The sequence below is a fragment of the Sulfidibacter corallicola genome, from assembly GCF_017498545.1.
Taxonomy (GTDB): domain Bacteria; phylum Acidobacteriota; class Holophagae; order Acanthopleuribacterales; family Acanthopleuribacteraceae; genus Sulfidibacter; species Sulfidibacter corallicola.
Genome location: NZ_CP071793.1, coordinates 354,234 through 376,329 on the forward strand (window position 1 = coordinate 354,234; position 22,096 = coordinate 376,329).

Sequence of the window (22,096 nt, forward strand, 5' to 3'; positions counted from 1 at the left end):
GATACCCGGCCGTGGGCTTTTTTTGTTCAGCGAGCCACGCGACGGCGCAGGTGGAGGCCGAAACCCATCAGGCCCATGACCAACAGAATCAAGCCCCAGGCCGAAAGGGTCGGAACCGGGATGATGACGTTGATGGGGGTGGGGTCCTGGCTGCCGGCCACGCCGGGATTGTCGGTCAGGATCTCCGTGTCGTTGACGCCATCGCCGTCGGAATCGTAGCGAATGGTGCCCTGCACCTCGATATCCCTGCCGACGACCGCGCCGTTCACTTCGGTGGTGATTTCCAAGTCCACGTGAGCCGCCATATCGATGCGACCGTTCCAGGTGACCAGGTCGGTATCCCGATCGACCACGATATCGCCGTCTCCGGAGGTAATGCTCGCATTCAGAAGGTCCAAGCCTTCGGGGATCAGCAAGGTGAATTCGTCCGAATTCGGATCGTCGAATTGGGGGAACGAGCCGAAATTGTTGATCACGGCCCGGAAGGAAACCGCGTCACCGACTTGGACGGCCGGTCCCTGGCGTTTCACCCGCGTGCCGATTCCCGCAAATTCCAGGGTGCCGCTCACTTCCGACGGCGAGGTGATCAGAGTGGTCAGATCGTCGCTGTTGTTGGCCTGGTCGCCGTCGACCACGTTGGGTCCGGTGGCGATGGTCGCGTCGCTGACCAGGTCGCCGACGAAATCCACGGGCACGGTGGCGGTGACCGTATAGGTTGCGGTGGCGTCGGCGTCGATGGCGATGGTGTCGTCGATGTCGCCGCTGCCCGAAGCGGAGCAGGTGGTTCCGCCGCCGGGAGTACTGGTGCAGGTCCAGGTCACATCGGTCAACTCGGAGGCGAAGGTGACCTGAATGCGACTGTCGGGCGCATTGCTGGGTCCGAGATTCCGTGCGGTCACGGTGAAGTCGATGGTCTCACCGGGACCGGCCTCGGTGTCGCCGGCAAGCGTGATCGCCAGATCGGCTTCCCGACCGACCTGGGTCGTTTCGCTGGCGTTCTCGTCGCCCGGATTGATTTCGGGCGTGGTGGACGTGACGGCGAATTGCGTGGTGAGGTCGCCCTTGAAGTCGACGTCGACATCGGTGACCAGGGTGACCTCGACACTGGAAGAAGCGGGGATGTCGGCGATGGAACAGGTGGGTACGCCATTGGGATCTTCGCCACAGCCGGTGCTGCTGGCCAGGGTGAGTGCGGCCGGCAGGGTGGTGGCCAGACTGACCCCCTGGGCGGTGGAGGGCCCGTTGTTGGTGATCGTGACCGTGAAGGTCAATTGATCGTTGGAGGGGACCGGATCGGGTGCGTCGACTACGGCGATCGAGAGATCGACACCGTCGTTGACCGTCAGTTGGTCGGTCGCCTGCCCGCTGTTGCCGACCGTAGAGGTGAGGTCGCCGCTGGTGCTGGTGTAGGTCCCGGGTGTGCCACTGGTGATGTCGACCGCAATGGTACAGGTGGAACCCGGTCCGACCGATCCGCCGGCGAGGGTGATGGTACTGCCGCCCGCCGCGGCCGTGACCGTGCCGCCGCAACTACTGGTGACGTTCGGCGTGCCCGCGATCACCACATTGGCCGGCAGGTTGTCCGTGAAGGCCAGATTGTCCACGGACTTGGTGCTGGCGCTGTTGTCGATGGTGTAGGTCAAGGTGGTGACTTCGTTAGGCAGGATGGCGTCTGGTGAGAACACCTTGGTGAAGACCGGTGCGGCGTTGACCCGCAGGGTGGCGGTCGCCGTACCGCTGTCGCCCAGCGATGACGTCAGGTTCCCTGTCAGGTTGACGTAATCGCCCTCGGTGTCGCTGGTGACATCGACGCTGATGGTGCAGCTCGAGGCCGCACCCACGGTGCCGCCCGTGTAGCTGATGCTGCCGGAACCGGCCACGGCCGTCAGGATCCCGCCGCTGCAGCCGGAGACCACATTGGCCGGCGACGCCACGACCAGGCCCACCGGAAGATTGTCGATGAAATCCAGCGCGGTCGCATCGGCCGTGCTGGCACTGTTGTCGATGGTGAAGGTCAGCGTGGCCGTGCCGGTGACGGGAATGCTCGCCGAGGAAAACGCCTTGTTGAACACGGGTGCCGGGTTGACGCGCAGGACATCCGAGGCGGTACCGCTGTCGCCGAGCGAAGACGTGAGGTTGCCCGAGGTGCTGCCGTAGTCGCCGGGAGCCGACGGGGTGACGTCGACCGTGATGGTACAGGTGGCGCCCGCGGCCACGGTGCCGCCGTCATAGCTGATGGAGCTGGAGCCGCTCACGGCGGTCAGGGTCCCACCGGTGCAGGTCAGGCCGGCGTTGCTGGGCGTCGCCACGGTGAGTCCCAGCGGAAGGGCGTCGGTGAAGCTCAGGGCGGTTGCGGCGGCTGTGCTGGCCGTATTGTCGATGGTGTAGGTCAGGGTGACGATGCCGTCGACGATGGCCGGGTTGGGGGCGAAACTCTTGCTGAATCCGGGCGCCGGGTTGACCTGGAGGGTGTCCGATGCGGTGCCGCTGTTGCCGAGATTCGAGGTGAGGTCGCCGCTGGTGTTCGCGAAGGATCCGGAACTGGCCGCCGTAACGTCGACGCTGATGGTACAGGTGCTTCCAGCACTGGCGGTCCCGCCCGAGTAGGCGATGGTACCGGTTCCCGAGACCGCGGTGAGGGTTCCGCCGGAACAGGTGACGATGGGGTTGGCCGGCGAGGCGACGGTCAACCCGGCGGGCAGGTTGTCGGTGAAATCGAGACCGGTCGCATCCAACGTGCTGCCGGTGTTGTCGATGGTGAAGGTCAGGGTCGTCGTCCCGCCGACGCTGATCGGGTTGGGCGCGAATGTCTTGCCGAACAGGGGCTGGGGATTGGCCCGCAGGGTGTCGGAAGCGGGTCCGCTGTTGCCGAGCGAAGAGGCCAGGTCCCCGGAAGTGTTGCTTAAATCTCCCGCGGCGGTGGCGACCACGTCGACCGTGATGTTGCACAGGGACCCGGCTGCCGCGGTGCCGCCACTATAGCTGATGACACCGCTTCCGGCGACGGCCGTGAGCGTCCCTCCGGTGCAGGTCGTGTTGGCGTTGGACGGCGTGGCGACCACCATGCCCGCGGGCAGGTTGTCGGTGAAATCGAGCCCTGTCGCGGCGGAGGTGCTGCCGCTGTTGTTGATGGCGAAGGTCAAGGTGGTCGTCTCTCCGACGGCCACGGAATCGGGCGAGAAGCTTTTGGCGAAGACCGGCACGGGTTCGACGCGGAGTGTGTCGGAAGCGGTGCCGCTGTCACCGAGCGAAGAGGTCAGGTTCCCCGAGGTATTGGCGAAATCCCCGGAACTGGAAGTGACCACGTCCACCGTGATCGTGCAGCTCGAGCTGGCCAGGATGGAGCCGCCGGAATAGCTGACGCTATTGGTTCCGGAGACGGCGGTGAGCGTCCCCCCGGTACAGGTGAGACCGGCGTTGGACGGAGAGGCGATCACCATGCCGACAGGCAGGTTGTCGAGGAAATCCAGGGCGGTGGCGTCGACGCTACTGCCGGTATTGTCGATGGTGAAGGTCAGCGTGCTCGGCACCCCCAGAGCGGACGGGTTGGGAGCGAACGATTTGGAGAATCCCGGCGTTGGGTTGACGACGATCGTGTCGGTGGCCGTGCCGCTGTCGCCCAGCGAAGAGGTGAGGTTTCCGGTGGTGTTCGTCAAGCTGCCGGCGGCGGTGGCGACCACGTCGACCGTGATGGTGCAGGTACTGCCTGCCGTCACGGATCCGTTGGCATAGGAAATCGATCCGGAGCCGGCCGTCGCGGTGAGGGTGCCGCCGGTGCAGGTGGTGCTGGCGTTGGCGGGGGAGGCGACCTCGAGGCCCGCCGGAAGGTTGTCGGTGAAGTTCAGGACCGTGGCGTCGACCGTGCTGTTGGTGTTGTCGATGGTGAAGGTCAGCGTGCTGGTGCCGCCGATGATGATCGGGTCGGTCCCGAAGCTCTTGGTGAACGCGGGTGGCGGATTGACGCGAAGGGTGTCCGAGGCGGTGCCGCTGGTGCCCGAGGAGGAGGTCAAGGACCCACTGGTATTGAGGTAATCGCCGAAGTTGTTCGCCGTGACATCGACCGTGATCGTGCAGGTGGCTCCGGCACCGACGGATCCGCCACTGTAACTGATGGTGCCGCTACCGGCGACCGCGGTGAGCGTGCCGCCGGTGCAGGTGAGGCCCGGATTGGCGGGCGAAGCGATCACGACCCCGGCGGGTAGGTTGTCGGTGAAGTCCAGGCTCGAGGCGGCGATGCTGCTGGCCGTGTTGTCGATGGTGAACGTCAGGGTACTGGTGCCCCCCTCGACGATCGGGTTGGGCGAAAACGATTTGGCGAAGGTGGGCGGCGGGTTGATCCCCAGATTGTCGGTGGCCGGGCTGCTGCTGCCGTTCAATCCGCCCAGGATCGCTTGTATGTCGCTGGTGGTGCTGGGGTAGGTGCCCGCGATGGCGCTCGCCGGGACTTCGACCGTAATGTTGAAGTCGCACGATTCGGTGGGGCCCAGGATGCCGCCGGAGAGCGAGACGAGGGAGGTCCCGGTCAGGCTCGAACCCGTGCCGCACACATCGGTGAGCGGCAGGTTGGTGGCGACCAGGCCCGAAAGGGCGGCGTCCAGATCGTCGATGAACTGGATGCTCGTGGCGGACGTGGTGGTGCTGGGATTGGTGATCGAGTACGAGAGGGTCACCGTGCCGGTCGGTGCGCTCTCCGCGCTGAAGGCTTTGGTGAAATTGAGAACCCCGACGATCAGGGTGTCGCTGGCGGGTTGGCCCGAGGCCGAGTTGCCGTTGATCACGCCGGTGACATCGCTGGTCGTGCTGACGATCGCACTGGCGTCGGGCACGCCGCCCGGCACCTGCAGCGTGATGCTGAAGGTACAACTGTCGTTGGCGGCCAGGGTGCCGCCGGTGAAGCTGACCAAATCCGTACCCGTGATCGATGAACCCGCGCCGCAGATGTTGCTGGCCGGCAGTCCCGTGGCCACCAAACCCGGCAACGCCGCATTGAGATCGTCGGTGAAGGCGATGTTGGTCGCCGGAAAATCGGGATTGTCGTTGGTGATCGTGTACTCGAGCGTCACGGTATCGCCGGCGAGGACGGGGTCGTCGGTGAACGACTTGGTGATGGAAAGTGGTTCGAATACCTCCAGAAAATCGATGACGGCTGGGAGCGAGACGGATGTCCCTCCGATATTGGCCGAAATGGCCGAGGAGGTGGATTCGAATTGGCCCGGTGTGGCATCGCCGGGAACCAGGACGGTCAGGTCGAAATTGCAACTGGCGCCCGGCGCCAAGGAGCCATTGACGAACGCGATGAAACTGTCGCCCCCGATGCCGACGAAGGATGAGCCGGCGCCGCACGGATCGGTGAGCGGCAAATTGGTGACGGTCAAACCGGGGATCACCGTGTTCAAGTTTTCAGTAAAGGAGATGGCGGAGGCCGTGGCCACCGGGCTGTTGTTGGTCAACTGGTAGTTCAAGGTGACGGTGCCACCCGGAACCACCGGATCGTCGGTAAAGGACTTGACCACGGTCAGGCCGATGATTTCCAGCGAGTCCGCCGCGGGATTGCCGGTCACCGCGACGCCGGCCACGTTGGCGGTGACGTTGCTGCTCGTGCTGGTCCGAAATCCCGGCAACGCGTCGTTCGGGACTTGGACCTGCACGCTGAAGGAACAACTGTCTCCCGGTGCCAGGGTCCCGCCACTGAATGAAATGGTGGAGGTGCCTGTCAAGGAGGAGCCCGCCCCACAGATATCGGTCTGGGGCAGCCCGGTGGCGGTCATGCCGGAGATGAAGCTGTCCAAATCGTCGGTGAAGCTGATGTTGGTGGCGCTGGCCGGGGCATCCGCATCCAGCGAAATGGTGTACTCCAGGGTCACGGTACCCCCTGGCAGGACGGGATCGTCCGTGAACGACTTGCTGATGACGGGGGCACCGACCACGTCGATCTGAACGCTGGCATTCGGGCCGGCGAACGGGACGCCACCCAGGGTGCCCCCGTAGCCGTTGATATCCAGCGTGTAGGTGCCGCCGTTGATGTCGGCCGGGAGCGGTAGGTCGGTGGTGAAGGTACAGTTGGCGCCGGCAGCGAGAGAGCCGCCCGTAATCAGGAGGACGCCGGCGTCACCGGTTCCGTTTTGGACGGACATGGAGCCGCCACCACAAAAACCGTTGGCCGCAGAGTTGGTGAAGACGGCTTCCCCGATTTCCGAACGGGGATCGATGAGGTAGGTGAGATCCGCCGCCGCCTGGCCGCTGATGCTGTTGTCCAGCACCACCTGAACGGTCACTTCCTGACCGGGGGCGAACGGCGGCGTGTCCAGCAGGCTGACCTGCATGGTGGGAATGCCGGTGACGATCAGGTCATCCGTGGCGGCGGGCAGGTTGAACCCCGAATCGCCGGTCAGGGCACTGGTCGTGTTCGGGTAGGTTCCCGGTGTGGCCGCCCCCGGTACCTGGAGCGTGACCGTGAAGGTGCAGCTCTCCGTGGGGCCGAGAATCCCGTCGCTGAGCGTCAGGGTCGAGGTACCGCTCAGCGTGGAGCCCGTGCCGCACACGTCGGTCAGCGGCAGGCCGGTCGCGACCAGACCCGACAGGGTGGCATCCAGGTTGTCCGTGAAGGTCAGGCCGGTGGCGCTGTTGTTCCGATCCCGATTGTCGATCGTGAATTCGAGGTCGATGGTGTCGCCGGGAAACACCTGGTCGCCGAGAAACCGTTTGGAGAAGGCCGGTGGTGGCTCAACCACCAGTTGCGCCACGGCCGGGCCGCTGTTCCCCAAGTCGGTGACCAGTGAGAGTGTTTCGAAATCGTAGGTGCCGACGGTGTCGGCGGTGATATCGAAGGACAACGAGCACGTTTCGGTGGCGTTCAGGCGACTGCCGAAGGAGACAAAAAAGTTGGTGGAGCCCGCAGTAACATTATTGGGGATGACAAGGGTGCAGTCGTTGGTGAGATTGGTGGGGTTGTCGATCACGACATTGTCGGGAAAGTTGATGGAGAAGCTGGTGATGTTGGCGTTCGCCTCGGGGAAGGAGTTGTCGAAGTTGAACGTCACGGTGGCCGAATCGCCCGGAAGGATGGTCGTGGGCGAGATGCTCATGGACACTCGGGGAATGTCGGCGTCGACAGTCAGGGTGTCCGTCGCGTTGCCGTGATTGCCGGCATCGGAGGTGAAGTCGCCGGTGATCGCCGCCGCGGGTCCGGGCGTGGTAGAGGTGACATAAAGCGAGAACGAACAATTTTCGAACGCGCCGAGTCGGCCCTCGGAAAAGGTGATGGCATTGCCACCTTCCGTGGCGGAAATCACGCCGTTGCAAAGGTTTTCGAGAATAGCCGGAGAGGACACCGTGACCCCGGCAGGTAGGGTGAGGGTAAAGGCGCCATTGTCCAGCGAACTGGCCGTGGGGTTGTCCAGGGTAAACGTGAGCTGACTGTTCGCGCCGACCGCGATGGTATCCGGGCTGAAGGACATGGAAAGGGATTGGGCCCAAAGGGCATTGCCGCCACCGAGTGTCAGCAAGATTCCCATCAACCACATCACGGAACATTTTGCCATCATAGCTTTCATTTTCAGTACCTCTCCACGAGCGCCGACCCAGGGAAACCCCGTTGTTCCGCACCCTTCGATCGATTGCGGATGTTTACCGCAAAGATTTGAAATCAAAAATCTTGTAATTCTTACAACTATATGGACCGGCAATCTTCAACTTCCCTTTTCGGAACTCGCGCTCCGTGAAAAAGGAATTTTTGCCTTATAACGAAAAGATTTTTCTACCGACTTTTTCGAAAGCGGACCGATCTGGAAGCGTTGGCTCGACGATCCGTTGGGGGCATGGTCTGGAGACAAACCGCTGCGGCGCTGCGTGGCATTCGGCCCTTTTGCATACCGACAGGCGGAGTGGGAAATCGACGGTCGCCAGACTTGAAGCCGACTAGATGGAATGGATGAACTTGCTTGATGTCGGAGGAATGGTTTCGTACAAGGAAGGCAACTGAGGGGCCATTTTACAAGTTGGTGAGGGGTTGGTCGAATGCTTTCTTAAATTCGTGACGATCTTTTTTGGTGTGATGAGGGTCACGAATCCCGCCTTTGATTGTCTTTTCACCCTGTCCGGAAATCGACGGACAGGTCGAACACGGGGCTCAACGCGAGGCTGAGAACGAAAACACGCGGTAGAGGTAGAAAAAGCTGGGCAGCAAGAGGGGCATGCCGCCGGCGAGGATCCAAAAGGTCATCGCCAGGATCTTTTCCGATGCGGCGGCATCGGCGATGGAGACGCCCGGCACGATCAGGTATGGGAATTGGGCGAGGGCCCAGCCGCTGAGCATGACGACCGCCTGGGCACCGACCGCGAATTTCGCCGCGGCATAGCGGCGAAGCCACAGGCAGGCAAATACGGAAAGCGCGGTCGCTCCGGCGAGGAGTTGAAAGGGGATGGCCCAAGCGCTGCCGCTGAGTCGCCAGCCGAAGTGGGGCGCGTTGGAAAGCGCGACGCCCAGGGTTGCGAAGGCGAGGATCCCGACTGCGACCGCGGCGGTCAGGGCTCGGCGCCGGAAGTCTTCGCGAAGGTCCGCGTCATCGGTTTCGCCCAGCAAATAGACCGCGGCCAACAGCGCACAGAGCGCGACGGCGAGGAGTCCGGCCATGAAGGGAAAGGGTTGCAGCCAAGTGGCCAGGTAGCCATCCTGGTGCATCCAACGACCCTGTTGGTCGATGCGGATGTACCCGCCGCTGGTCGCGGCCAAGGTCATGCCCAGCATCATCGGCGTCACCAGGCTGGCGATGGCGAACACCCGTCGCCATGCTTCGCGATTGTCCGGGTCGTACTTGCGGAACACGAACGCCGAGCCGCGCAGCACGATGCCGAACAGGCACAGGGTGAGTGGCAGGTGCAGCGCGGTGCTCAGGATGGCGAAGGCTTTCGGGAAGCATACGAACAACAAGACGATCAGGATGATCAGCCAGACGTGATTGGCCTCCCAAATGGGACCGATCGCCTTGCCGATCGTGGTTCGCTGGCGGTCGGCGCGCGGCCCCGAGGCGAACAGGTCCCAGACGCCACCGCCGAAATCGGCACCGCCGGTGAGGGTGTAGATCATGAGCACGACGACGAGAACGCCGCCCAAAATGACTTCCCACATCAGTCGACCTCCGGGTCGGTGTTCGGCCCATCGCCGGGAAGGCTCGCGAACACCTGGCGTTTCAGCAGGATGGTCACGATGATGCCCAGGAACAGGTAGAGCAGTGTGAAGCTCACCAGGCTCATCCAGATGTTGGGCACCTGGGTGACCGCGTCCTTGGTGCGCATCACGCCCTGGATGACCCACGGCTGGCGGCCTACCTCGGTGGCGATCCAGCCGGCCTCCACCGCGATCAGACCCAGCGGGCCGTTGGCGATCAGCAGTTTGAGGAACCAGGGATGCCGCGTCATCCATTCCTGGGGCGGGCCTTTGGCGCCGCGCCACCAGAGAAACAGGGTGATCAGCGCGGTGAGCATCATGACCATGCCGCATCCCACCATGATTTGGAAGGAGAAGTGGGTGATGGCCACCGGAGGCCGGTCTTCGGGCGGCACGGTCTTGAGGCCCGCGACCTCGGCCTGGGGATCGTTGAAGGCCAGGATGCTCAGAAGGTAGGGGATTTCGATGGCGTAGCGCGTTTCCTCGGCCTCTTCGTCGGGCCAGCCACCGATACGCAGCGGCGCACCGCGCTCCGTTTCCCATTGGCCCTCGAGGGCGGCCAGTTTGATCGGTTGCGACTCAGCCACGACTTTGGCGCTGAAATCACCGCTCAAGGGTTGAATCAAGGCCGTCACCACCGCCACGGGAAGTGCGATGGCCAGCGCTTTGCGGTGCGCGGTCGCGCCCGGATTGCGCAGCAGGACGGCGGCGTGGATCGCGGCCACCGCAAAAGCGACGGACTGGAAGGCCGCGATGGTCATGTGCGACGTTTGGGCCAGTGAGGCCGGATTCCACATCGCCGCCCACGGGTCGATGTTGACCGCCATGCCTTGTTCTATGTCGAATCCCGCGGGGGTGTTCATCCAGGCATTGGCGGTCACGACAAAGATCCCCGAAAGGGTGCCGCAGATACAGACCAGGATTCCGGCGACGAAGTGAACACGCTCGGGCACCTTGCCGTCCCAACCGTAGAGATAGATCCCCAGGAAGATGGCCTCCAGGAAAAAGGCGAATCCTTCCATGGCGAACGGCAGGCCGATAACCGGGCCTGCGAATTCCATGAACCCGGGCCAAAGCAGGCCCAGCTCGAAGGAGAGCACGGTGCCGGTCACTGCGCCGACCGCAAACAAAATGGCCGTGCCGCGGCACCAGCGTTTGGCCAGGGTGCGGTAAATCTCGTCGCGGGTCTTCAACCAGCGGGCTTCCGCCAGGACCATCAACAGGGGCATGGCGATGCCCGCCACCGCAAATAAAATGTGAAACATCAGGGACATGGCCATTTGTAGGCGCGCAGCGAGCAAATCGGTCATATGAACCTCACGGGTTCGCGACATGGACGGAGGGTGGGTGCCATGTCGCGGTTGCGAGCGACTCCAGTTTCGGAATGCGGGATCTCCGACCCAGGGGCACGGCCGCGGGGGGCTGGGTGCGTCGGCCGATCGGAAGGACCGCCCTTTGGATCATCATGGGGTTGTGGACTTTTTTGGAACCATAGCCGAATTCAGGCGATGCCGCAGGTTATTTTTTGGAATTCAAATCAGGGGACGTCATGGGGCGGGTCACGGGACGTCCGATTCCGTATAGAACACAATAAATCGAGCTTCTGATCGATATGTTCCGGTTATATGACCATCAGGTTACGCCAGACCGGCCGTTTTGCGGTTTTTTTGATTGCTTTTTGAGGCAAAATCGTGGCGAATCATGCGATATTTAGGAATCGAAATCGTGAATCGACAGGTCCGTCGACATTTGAGACAAACCGAGGTACCTGCTTTCCAAGGGGTGAACCGCAATGCGCAAACAGCTAGGCCATTACGAAATCATCGGTGAATTGGGGCGTGGCGGCATGGGTGTCGTCTACCGGGCCCATGAGGTCTCGCTGAACCGATCCGTGGCAATCAAGGTACTTGCCGAAAAGGTGGCCGGCGACGAAGAGCTGGTGGCTCGCTTTCTCAGGGAGGCGCGCAGCGCGGCGGCCTTGAATCACCCCAACGTCATCCAGATCTATTTCATCGGAGAGGAAGAAGGCCAGCACTTTTTTGTCATGGAGTTCGTGGAGGGCGATTCCCTGGCCCAGATCATTCGGCGTCAGGGACGGTTGGATCCAGAATACGCGGCCGACATTCTCGGCCAGGCCGCCGCTGGATTGGCCGCGGCTCACGAGAAGGGCATCGTCCACCGCGATATCAAACCCGGCAACATCATGGTCGATCGCAATGGCGTGGTGAAACTGGCCGATTTCGGGATCGCCTTCATGCCGGATTTCGGCAAGAAACTCACCTCCACGGGCCAGTTCCTGGGTACACCCGGTTACCTATCGCCTGAAATTTGTACCGGTAGCCCGCTCGACCATCGGGCCGATATCTTCTCTCTGGGCGTCGTCTTTTTCGAAATGTTGACCGGAACGACGCCCTTCAATGCCGACAGTCCCTTCGCCATGATTCACAACGTGGTCAAGGCGCCGATTCCCGACGTCCGGGCACTCAACCCGTTGGTGGATGAAGAGACGATTTCCATCCTTGGGAGAATGGTCGAAAAAGATCCCGAGGACCGGTACCAGGGATGTGGGGAGCTCATCGACGAGTTGGCTCGCGTGTTCGGGACCACCGGTCGCCATACCCTGCCGCTGTCCAAACCACTCGCGACCACTGCCGCTTCCGGAAATACCGACAACATTCCCACCCTGCTGGTCGATTCCTCCTCGCCCGATGCCGAAACCACCGACATGGTGCCGGAATCCGAGCCGTCCGCCGAGACGCCCGCGACGGGCGCCGACGTCGCCCAACCACCGCCCGTTCCGGTCGAGGGTACGGTGGCCGCGGCCCCTGAGTCGAAGCGGCGGTTTTCACCATTGATTTGGGCGACGGCCGCCGTCCTGGTGTTTTTGCTGGTGATCGCGGGCCTCGCTACGCGGCAATCGGAACCTGCCGAGCGAGATGGATCGGGTAGCGAACCCACGAGCGCGTCTATCGAACACGAGACCGAGCCGTCTAGGGGAGAACCCTCGAACCAGGGCGAGGCGCCGGTCGAGACCCATGCCGATGGCGATGGAACGGTTCCTCCCGATTCGGCCGACTCGGCGCAGGCGAATACCGAAACCCCGAGCGCGGGAAGCGATTCGAAACAGGCCAGCCCGGCTCAGGCCGACGGAACGCCCGCCCAAGGGGGCGATGTCGAGACCGCCCAAAAGTCAGCGGTCGATGCCGCACCCCAAGTGGCCTCGGCCCAAGGCGATTCAAGGGATGATTCGCCCTCGACGGGGAAGGCGGGTCAAGCCAACGCGGCTCCAGCCAACGAGGGGGGCGAACCGAGCCCAGGCGTGACGGGCGATGCCGACGTCGACGTGGCTTCCAGCGATCTCATCGAGGAGTCGCCGGAGTTGGTGGATGCGCCGACGCGGGTCCACGAATCGAGAGCGCCGTTGCCCAGAAAACGCAGATCGGGCAACGGTGCCAATAGAGCTGAAGGCGATGGACCCAAACTCGCGGTGATGGTATCCGGCGATGCGGTGTACGCCGAACCGCTGGAATCGGCCATGGAACTCCATTTGGCGCAGGACGAGATCGCGCTTCTCGATGAAAAGGAAATCCACGATCCGCAAATGTGGCTGGAACGCAAGCCGCTGTCGGTCAGTCGTGTCCGCAAGATGCTGTACGAAGAGGGCGCCAATGTGCTGGTCCTGGTGCAGATGAAGCACCAGGGAGAGCGAGAGTTGGAGTTCATGGGAAGAACCGAAACGGCGTATCGCGCGCGGGTTTCCCTACGGGTCTATGCGCTGCCCAGGGGCAAGCAGCTTTCGAAACCCAAGAGCCAGGTGATCGAATACACCCTGACCAATGCGGCCAAGAAAGCCGGGAACGACAGCCTGGTGCTCTACGAGTCGGTCGTCAAGGCGCTGGAATCGCTCTGAGCTTCGCGCCCGTTCCCAGCGAACCGCAAACACGAAGTGTGTTGCGGTTCCGGTCCGGTCCGAGTGGGGTACTCGAGTTCGCGTGGGATGGATGTCGCGTCGATGGCCTGCGATGACGGATTGGTTCGAGCCGTATGGACGAACCGTCTCGAACGAGCCGTTCCCCACCGGGTATCGGAGGAATAAAAAAGGCCCCCTCGGCAGAGGGAGCCTCTTTGTTCCCGTCAGGCGGGAGCTTGTTCGATATCGGATGATCAGTCGAACACTTTATCGATGGGGATGATCGTCACGTCGTCCGCCTTCAGTTTCAGCGGATACTTTTCGATGACCTTGTCTTCCTTCAACAGGTCCGCGGGTTTCTCCGCGTTGTAGGTCATCGGCGACGGCGCGTCCGCGATCAGTTGATCGCGCAGGCCCGCCGCGTCCTTGGTGACGAACACGAACTTGACGTCCTTGCTCTGCAAGTGCTTCTTGATCGCCTTGTTCACCTGTTTGCGGGTGAGCTTCTTCAGGTTGTCGACGATGTATTCGTTGAATCCGGGGATGTCGTAGTACTCGCTGTCCAACTGGTAGCCGAGACGGCGGCTGTCCGAATTGGTGAGCACGTTGACGTACTTCAACAGATAGTTGCGGGTGGCTTCGAAGTCTTCCTTGCTGATGCCTTCCTTCACGAACTTGTCCAGTTCGTACTTGGCCACGCGCAGCGCGAAATGGGCTTGCTGCGGCGGGACCGGGCGAATCCAGACCTGGAAGATCTGTTGTTGGCGGGCCAAGTTCGGATCCGGCTGGAACTGGAACATGCCTCTCGGGAAGTATTCGATGTAGGCGTAATCGCCGTAGTTCATGCCGCGGATCTCGCGAATGCGCTGGTACAGGTAGCTATTGGAGGAGCGATGCTCGCCGAAGTAGCTGCGGGCCAGCCACAGTGCGGCGAAATCGGGATGGGCGCGGTTGACCTCGATCGGGAAACCGAAGGAAATCGCGGTGGCGCGGGTTTCCTTTTCGAGGATGCGAACCTTCAAGCCGTCGATGTCGGCCGGTTTGGGCAGTTCGGCGCGTTTCTCGACGCTTCCGGCCGGCAGGGTGGCGAAATCGCGCTTGACGTCGTCGATGAATTCCGGAGCGAAATTGCCGGAGAAGCCCAACACCAGGTTGGCGCGGGTGTAGTGCTCGGCGTAGAAGGCCTTGATGTCCTCGAGCGTGATCTTCTCGATGGCGCCGATGTGGCCGGCGGTCAGGGTTCCGTAGGGGTGGCCTTCGTAGATGAACTCGTACAGCGCTTCCTTGCCCAATTCTTCATCGTTGTTTCCGCGCAAATTCACTTTGATGGAGTTGATGATCTGGGTTTTCACGCGCTCGAAATCCTTTTCGGACCAGGCGGGATCCAGCAATTGGGTTGAAACGATGTCGTAGTAGGCCTCCAGGTTGTCGGCATGGGTGGCGCCGATGAATACGGTCATTTCCTTGTCGACCTGGGCTCCGAAGGAGGCCGCCATGGGGTACAGGGCCTTTTGGATTTCGCTGAAGCTCATCTGGTTGCTGCCGCCCTGGGTGATCATGGCGGAGGTCAGCGTGGCCAATCCCGGTTTGCCGCTCGGATCGGAAACCGAACCGGTGTTGAAGAGAATTCGGAAATTGAGGATGGGCGAAGGCGATTGAACGAAGGTGCTCGCGATCTCGGGAACGGGCGCCTTTTCACGAGTGGCCCAACGATCCACGGAGCCCGCACCCGTCTCGCCCTCTGGCAAGTCGCCGTGGGACAGGTTGACCACGACCATGCGCTGGTCCACAAAATACTTGTTGGCCATTTTCTGGAGGAGCTGCGGGGTGACTTGGTCGTACAGGCGGTACATGCGGTTCAGGGTTTCGGGATCGCGGTTGAAGGCGAGGTAGCCGACCATGGCCGCCGCAATGCGTTCGCTGCTCGTCAGGCCCATGACGAAATCGTATTTCAGGTTGGATTTGATTTCTTCCAGCCGTTTTTCGTCGACCAGCTCGGTGCGCATCCGCGCGAACGTTTTCTGGATCTCGTCGCGAACGTACCAGGCATCTTTGGGGTTCTTCAGTTGTGCCGCCGTGGTCAACAGATAGGGATCGATGCGGTTGGGGAAAAAGCCCATGACCCGGGTGACCTTTTGTTCTTGAATGACCAGCTTTTGGTAGATATCCGAGCTGGAGGAAAAGGCGATGGCGCTGACGATGTCCATGGCGGCCATGTCCAGTTCCGTCTCGGAAACGGCCGGACCGTGAAAGGCGACCGTCACCCAAGGCAGGGTGGGGGAGTCCCAATCGACTTTTTCGTAGAGCGGCCCGCGAGGTTCCGGCTCTTTGGGGATGTCGGAGGTGTAGCTGCCCCGCTCCCAGTCGCCCCAGTACTTTTCGACCAGGGCGAAGGCTTGCTTGGGTTCCACGTCGCCGGTCAACATGACCACGGTCTTTTCGGGACGGTAGAAGCGCTTGAAGAATTCCAACGAGTAATCGTACTGGTTGGGCATGTCCTCGATGTCCTGGATGAAGCCCATGGTCGTGTGCTTGTAGGTGTGTTTCTGAAACGCCAGGTTACGCTGGCTCTCGATCAGTTTGAGGATCGGGTTTGCGTAGTTTTTATTGTATTCGCCAAGCACCGCTCGGGCCTCGGTCTGAAAATCGGCGAGCGAGTATTTGAGGTTTTGGAACCGGTCGGCTTCGAGCTCCAGCACGATTTCCAAATCTTCCTTGGAGAAGGTGAGGTGGTAGTTGGTGTAGTCGTCGGTCGTGTAGGCGTTCTGGTCCGCGCCGATGTTCTTCAGGATGGCCGAGTACTCTTCGTTGGGGTATTTCTCGGTGCCGCGGAACATCATGTGTTCGAAAAAGTGAGCGAATCCCGACTTTCCTGGCTCCACTTCGTTGCGGGAACCGGTTTGCACCGGGATTTGAAGGGAAACCAGGTTGGGGATTCCCGTAGGGACGACCACGATTCTCAGACCGTTTTCGAGGTCCTTGACGTGGTAGTTGTATGGGAAGACGCGGTTGGCGTTTTTGTCGCCTTGCTTGCCTTTGCTGGCGGCCATCAGGTTCCCTCCCGAAACCAGGACCAGTAGCAGTCCCACTAAGATCGTTCTGATCTTGAAAGCATTCATGTAAACCTCTGAGAAAATCAAATTCGCCGCGGCACCTCAACAGTCGCGCTCTGTCCGGTCGGCGCTGAATCGGGCACGGAAATCCTTCGTGCCGCCAGGGGCCATGTGCGGGGCCGATCACCGTTGCTTCTGCGCTACGGCAGGAACCAATACTTTGTTCCTCTTTTCGAAATAGCCATTCTAGCCGAGAAAGCCGGAATGCCAAAAATCAACGCGTAATTTGCGGTGATTTTGGTTCGTCAGCACCGAAAAAAGATCGATCGCGGTGCTCAAAGCAGGATTCGGTCGAGGTTTTCGGTGTGGGTGTTGGTGATCGGGAGATCGGACCGGACGCGCTGGAACCGCTGCGCGATGTCCTCGATTCGATAGTCGCGAACGGTGAAGTCCAGGCGGAAGTTGCGCACGCCACGGGCGCGGAACCAGGCGAGATCGCCGCTCCAACTCAGCGCGCGATCACCGACGACGGTACTGCGACATCGGTCGTGACGGACCTCGAAGTGGTCGCCGTGCTCGTTTTCGATGAACAGTGTTTCGTGACCGCAGGCCTTGGCGCCGGGGCAACCGCCGTAGAGGGCGGCCAGACTGCAGGCTTCGGCGACGAAGAGCGGTGTGTCGGTGTAGGCGATCGCTTCGAAGCGGGTCGGGTCACAGGCCGCGAGCAGGGCCTCCATGTTGGGACGGTCGTCCTCGAGCGAGAGGGTGAAGCGGCCGTCGACGCCCATGTCCTGCAGCGCTTCGACGGACCAGGTGTTGAGGTGGTAGACGGAGAAGTCGGCGTGCAACCGTCGTCCCTCGCGGCAGGGCTCGATGAGGTCGAAATGACCCGGATTGGCGAGGACCCAGTCGAAGGGTACCTCGTCCAGATCTTTCATTCGATGGCGGATAACGCGTAAGTCCCATTTTCGCAGAACCATGGGCAACGATAGGCGCAACGGGCCGGCGAAGGTTCGCAACGTGGCGAGGGCTTCTTTCCATTGCGGCGTGGACAGGGTGGGACGCAGGACGAAATCGAGGCCCGCCTCGTGTTGGTTGGCCAGTTCGATGACGGGCGCCAGTTGCTCGGGGTTGTCCACCCGCAGGATGAACTCCGGTTCGGCCTGGGCACGCGGAACCGCTTTCACCGGTCGATTCGCTTGGTCGACCAGCTCTTCGATCCATCGCGCTCGCGCCGAATCGGTCTGTTCCGACAATTCCGCCAGCATGGCGCGACGGCCTTTCTTGAGGAGCGAAAGCGGCATGAAGTCATCGATGGCGACCGGACCGTGGTAGCTGCCCGGGCGGAAGGGGCTGTCGCCGAATCGGAACATCAGCTCCTTGATCGGCGTGCCTTTTCCGGTTTTGGACGGGGATGTCTCGAATTGACGCGTTACCTGGGCATAGGGATGGGCGGCCCGAATCGTCAGGGTCCCTTGGGCAGGTCCCTCTCCGACTTCGACGAAGAGGTCCACGGGTAGCGGCAAACCCGACTCCTGCTGGTCGAGCAGGGATTTTTGGGGCCGGTAACGTTGCTCCACTTCCTGCGAGCGGACCCACCAAACGGAAGTGCCCTTTGGGAACGATTGGGAGAGACGCACGATGGTGTTGCGCGCCGGTCGCATTCGGTCGCCGCCGGAGACGTCGTATTTATTGAAGGACATGAGGGTTTCTTCGCGATTGGGGGCCACCAACCGCAGGCCGTCGTAGCGCTGAATCCCGGTTTGGAGCAGGCGGAAGGCATTGCCGCTTCCGTCGATCGTGCCGATGTGAATTCCGCGGGAGCCGGTAGCGGTGAGATCCACCGGGTGATCTCCGAACTGGCCGCGCTGGTAGAAGGCGGCGGTGTAATCGCGTCCGAAGGAAAGCTTCAAATCGCTTTCTTGGCGTTCGGTGTCTCCATCTTGGAGGCGTCCTCGGTAGGCCTCGACCGCCGCGTGTACGTAGGCCGGCCCCTTGCGGCGGCCTTCGATCTTCAGGCTGTCGACACCGGTTTCGAGGAGCTGCGGCAAGATCTCCAGGGTGTTCATGTCCTTCATGCTGAACAGGTAATTGCGGAAGCTCCCTTTCTCCGCGGCCATGGGAAAGGTGGTGTCGTTGTGGATCTTGTAGCCCTTCCGGCAGGTGTAGGCGCACTCGCCGCGGTTGCCCGATCGGCCGCCCACGGATCCACTGAAAAAGCACATGCCGCTGTAGGTGTAGCACATGGCGCCGTGGCAAAAGACCTCGAGCTCGATCACGTCCGGGGGATAGGCGGCGCGGATCTCTTCGATTTCGGCGAACGTCAGTTCGCGCGCCAGGACCACGCGTTGAAAGCCTTCCGCGACGCAGAACGCGACGCCTTCGAGATTGTGGACCGCTAGCTGGGTGGATGCGTGGCGGCGCAGATGGGGAAAATGACGGGCGATGGTGCGCCCGAGGCCGATATCCTGGAGAATGACCCCGTCGATGCCGCAATCGCTCGCGCCGGCGAGTGCGCGCAGAAGCGGTGCTCGCTCCTCCATTTTGACCAGGGTGTTGAGGGTCAGGTAGACCTTGGTTCCCTTCTCATGGGCCAACGGTACGTAATAGGCCAACTCGTCGAGGGAAAAGTTGATGGCATTGCCGCGCGCGTTGAATTCTTTCAGGCCCAGGTAGACCGCGTTTGCACCGCTTTCCAATGCGGCCACCAGCGATTCCGGTGAGCCGGCCGGCGCCAGCAGTTCCACCGGCGGTGGGTTCACGTACTTCTCCTCTTGCCGTCGATCTCGGACCGACGCGCGCTCCCGCTTCTGCACCTGTGCTCTCCCTTACCCCAATGAAACCTGGAATCCCGTCGAAAATCGCGCCGCCCTTCGAGTGTTTCGGCTGCGCGTGCCTCCCCATCATAAGCCGTTTATGCGACCCGTGGAAGCGTGCAACGCGCGCCGTTGGTAGCGGCATCTCATCCAAAACTAGCAAGTTCAAAGGGCAGAATGACTTGCCGGTTGTTGCCCGAAGTGGCGATACGCTATAGTTATAGGCTGTATTTTTCATCAAAAACTCAAATTCGTTTCCCGAACTCGTGCTCTACTCCGGGAAATCTCGTTTTTACTTTTACGGTTCGGTGTAACTTTGTGGAGGCATTTATGTTCTTTCGTTCCGCCCGATTTCCATCGGCGGCAATCCTGATTTTGGTGGCCATCACGATGTGGACCTGCTCCGATGACGATGAGGGGCCCAGCGATCCGCTTCCTTCCTTTACCTTTGTCAAGTTCGATGTCACGACCGGGAATCCGGCCGATATTGCGCTTCCCAACGATATTTTGCGCGATCCCGCAACCGGGTTGGTCAACCTGCCGCTGGAGGGGGAGCCCTTCGAATCGGCCAACACGCTGCAGGGTTTTTCGACGCTTGCGAACATCATCTTGCCTTTCGAAGGGGCGGTGGATCCCAGTACGGTATCCGCCGAAACGCTGCCCATCTTCAATACGGCCGCCTTTCCCCCCACACCGGCCAACGTGGCCTATCAAACCGTGACCGATCCCGCGACGGGCGCGAGCACCGTCGTCGCGGTGCCGTTGACGCCGTTGGCGCCCGGAACGACCTATATCGGCGTGGTGACCCGCGGGGTTCTCGACCCAACCGGGCAACCGGTCGAGTCGCAGTTGAACACGATGGTCATCAAGGGTTCCGATCCCATCGATCCCAATGCCTCCACCGCACCGTTGGAGTCGCTGCGGCAGCTCTACCAGCCTATCTGGGAGTTTGCGGAAGGGGTGATGGGTACGAACCGCGTGAACATCCCCTTCGCCTGGGCCTTCACGACCCAGCCCTTGTTCGATACGCAGCGCGTATTGCGCCGCCGGGCCGCGAACGCCGCGCCCACGCCCACGGTGGACGTGCCGCTCCCCAGCGGCGAGGCCGTCGATCAGTTTTTCCAAAGCATGGGATTGGGCGCGGTACCGCACGAGGCCATCGGCTCCATGTACAAGGGGACCTTCAGTTCCACCAACTACATCGCCCATCCGCTGGCCGGTCCCTTCGTGGCGGCTTCGGCGGAACAGGCCGCTCAGTTGCCTGACGTGAACGAAGGCGAGCCACTGCCCATCAGCGCCAATGCGGTTTCGTTCTGGGCCGCCTTGCCCGCCGGGGCCCAGGGTCCCGTGCCCACGGTGATCTTCCAGCACGGCCTCGGCCGCTCGAAGGAAGACATGTTCGCCATCGCCAACAGTCTCTGCGGCTCCGGGTTTGGAGTGATCGGGATCGACATGGTGCTCCACGGCGAGCGGACTATGGATTTTCTCGACAACGAAACCGGTGCCATCCTCCCCGAGGGTGACGGCATTCCCGACCCCTCCGGCAGCAACTTCATCAACCTGGGCAATCCCCGCATGACCCGCGACAACGCCAAGCAGGGGTTGTCGGACCAATTGAACCTCGCCCAGATGGTCAAGACCGGCCAAACGGATTTCAACGGCGACGGCACGGCGGACCTGTCCACCTCCTTCGTGTATCTCGGTCAATCGCTCGGTGCACTGTTCGGTTCGGTGTTCAGCACGCTGGAAGAGGATCTGAGCGTGGCGGTGCTCAACGTGCCAGGTGCGCGTTTGGGCTCGCTGTTGCCCAATTCGCCAATTCTCAGCCCGAGCATCAATGCCGGTCTGGCCGCCAACGGCATCCAAACGGGCTCGGCCGAGTACAACCTGTTCTGGCTGATCTTCCAAACGGTCCTGGACGATGCCGATCCCATGAACTACGCGCCCCATTTGTTGAACGGAGGCCTGAAGGAATCCGGCACGGCGACGCAGGTTCTGCTACAAGAAGCCTTCGAGGACCAGGTCATTCCGAATTCCGCAACCCAGGATCTGACCCGGGCGATGGGCATCCCCCAGGTCAACGCGTCATGGGTCTATCCGGGTCATCCGCAAGTCGAGGCGCCTCGGGTGGGATCCGGCCACTTCCAGTTCCAGGATGCGGAGCACGGCTTCCTGCTGTCGCCGACCGATCCCTCCGTCGTGCCTGGCCAGCTTCAGGCGATCACCTACTTGGCCACGGCGCTTCAGGGCCAACCGACCATCATCGATCCGTTCCAGGCCGGCAAGCGCCTGCTCGATCGAGCCGTACCCTTCGAGCGAACGCCGACCGACCTGCGTTTCGTCGTGGTGTATCACGAACAGGGGGCATTGGACGCGTTGATACGCTAAAACCCCACTATCAAACCCACTTAAATGTATCTATGAAAAGCCAGGGTCCTCATCCTGGCTTTTTTGTTTTCTGGATTCTCCTGGCGTTGAAAGCCGATGATCGCGATATTGATCGTAGGAGTCTCGTGCGGCACATTTTCGAGCACCTGGCCCGGCATCTCCAAGAGATGAGCGACGATGCGGTTCACCTGGCCCATCACTTCATTTACCGATACGGCAAATTGACGGAAGCGGAAATCAAGGCGGTGCAGGAGGAGGTCCCCATGAACAAAAACTACGACACGGTCATGGACTACTACCGCGACCTCTATGTAGAGGAAGGTATGGAGAAAGGCCTGGAGGGAGGCTGGTTGGAGGCGGTGGAAGCTCTTCGGAAAATGTGTGACGGTATGGCTTCGGAAGGGATATCCCTCCCGGAGGATTTGGCCGAAAAGCTCCTGGCTCAAAAGCCGGACCATCGAGATCAAGCCTCCTCCCGACCTCGCTGGAAGGAATGATCTTGTCCACCCGTGATTCGTGGGACAAGCCCCGAACCAACCAAATGATGAACCTCCCATGAAAAAGTGATCTCCCCCGCTTCGCCATCACCGGTGTCGCGACGCGACCGAGCTTCCGCTCTCCGAATTGCCTTTTGAAAAGATTCGTGGTTTCATATGGGGCGCTTTTGGAACGTCTCCCTTTCGTCCCCGCGACCTCCACGACACCCCTCCGGCCCAACGGTCCCGGCCAAAACTCGCATCCCTCGAGCCCTACAAGGATTGCA

At 61.5% G+C, this 22,096-nt stretch carries 8 protein-coding genes; 3 read left to right on the forward strand and 5 right to left on the reverse strand.

Translation table 11 applies throughout. The features are described from left to right. Positions 1-26 precede the first annotated feature (26 nt). The 3 genes from J3U87_RS01100 to J3U87_RS01110 form a co-directional block, all read right to left on the reverse strand. Complete coding sequence (locus J3U87_RS01100) at positions 27-7,553, reverse strand: IPTL-CTERM sorting domain-containing protein (protein WP_237381178.1); 7,527 nt, start codon at positions 7,551-7,553, stop codon at positions 27-29. Between the two features lie 575 nt (positions 7,554-8,128). Continuing rightward, complete coding sequence (locus J3U87_RS01105) at positions 8,129-9,127, reverse strand: cytochrome d ubiquinol oxidase subunit II (RefSeq protein WP_237381179.1); 999 nt, start codon at positions 9,125-9,127, stop codon at positions 8,129-8,131. Continuing rightward, positions 9,127-10,476, reverse strand: coding sequence for a cytochrome ubiquinol oxidase subunit I (locus tag J3U87_RS01110; protein ID WP_237381180.1), 1,350 nt, complete (start codon positions 10,474-10,476; stop codon positions 9,127-9,129). The genes J3U87_RS01105 and J3U87_RS01110 overlap by 1 nt, the downstream gene beginning before the upstream one ends. Before the next feature lie 482 nt (positions 10,477-10,958). Between J3U87_RS01110 and J3U87_RS01115 the strand changes: the two genes are divergently transcribed. Next, entirely contained in the window at positions 10,959-13,076 is a 2,118-nt protein-coding gene (locus tag J3U87_RS01115; RefSeq protein ID WP_237381181.1) for a serine/threonine-protein kinase, read from the forward strand. A gap of 254 nt (positions 13,077-13,330) precedes the next feature. Here the strand turns inward: J3U87_RS01115 and J3U87_RS01120 are convergent, their stop codons facing one another. Both J3U87_RS01120 and J3U87_RS01125 read right to left on the reverse strand, forming a co-directional pair. Next, positions 13,331-16,126 (reverse strand): M16 family metallopeptidase, encoded by a 2,796-nt coding sequence (locus J3U87_RS01120; protein WP_237381182.1) that lies wholly within the window; start codon positions 16,124-16,126, stop codon positions 13,331-13,333. 338 nt (positions 16,127-16,464) lie between these two features. After that, on the reverse strand, positions 16,465-18,891 hold the full coding sequence (locus J3U87_RS01125; RefSeq protein WP_237381183.1) for a U32 family peptidase: 2,427 nt from the start codon (positions 18,889-18,891) through the stop codon (positions 16,465-16,467). A gap of 384 nt (positions 18,892-19,275) precedes the next feature. Here J3U87_RS01125 and J3U87_RS01130 point away from each other — a divergent pair, with 384 nt between their 5' ends. Together J3U87_RS01130 and J3U87_RS01135 are read left to right on the forward strand one after the other, a co-directional pair. Next, a complete protein-coding gene (locus J3U87_RS01130) occupies positions 19,276-21,333 on the forward strand; it encodes an Ig-like domain-containing protein (RefSeq protein WP_237381184.1) in 2,058 nt (685 codons plus the stop codon). 125 nt (positions 21,334-21,458) lie between these two features. Next, positions 21,459-21,830 (forward strand): hypothetical protein, encoded by a 372-nt coding sequence (locus J3U87_RS01135; RefSeq protein WP_237381185.1) that lies wholly within the window; start codon positions 21,459-21,461, stop codon positions 21,828-21,830. Positions 21,831-22,096: the final 266 nt, after the last annotated feature.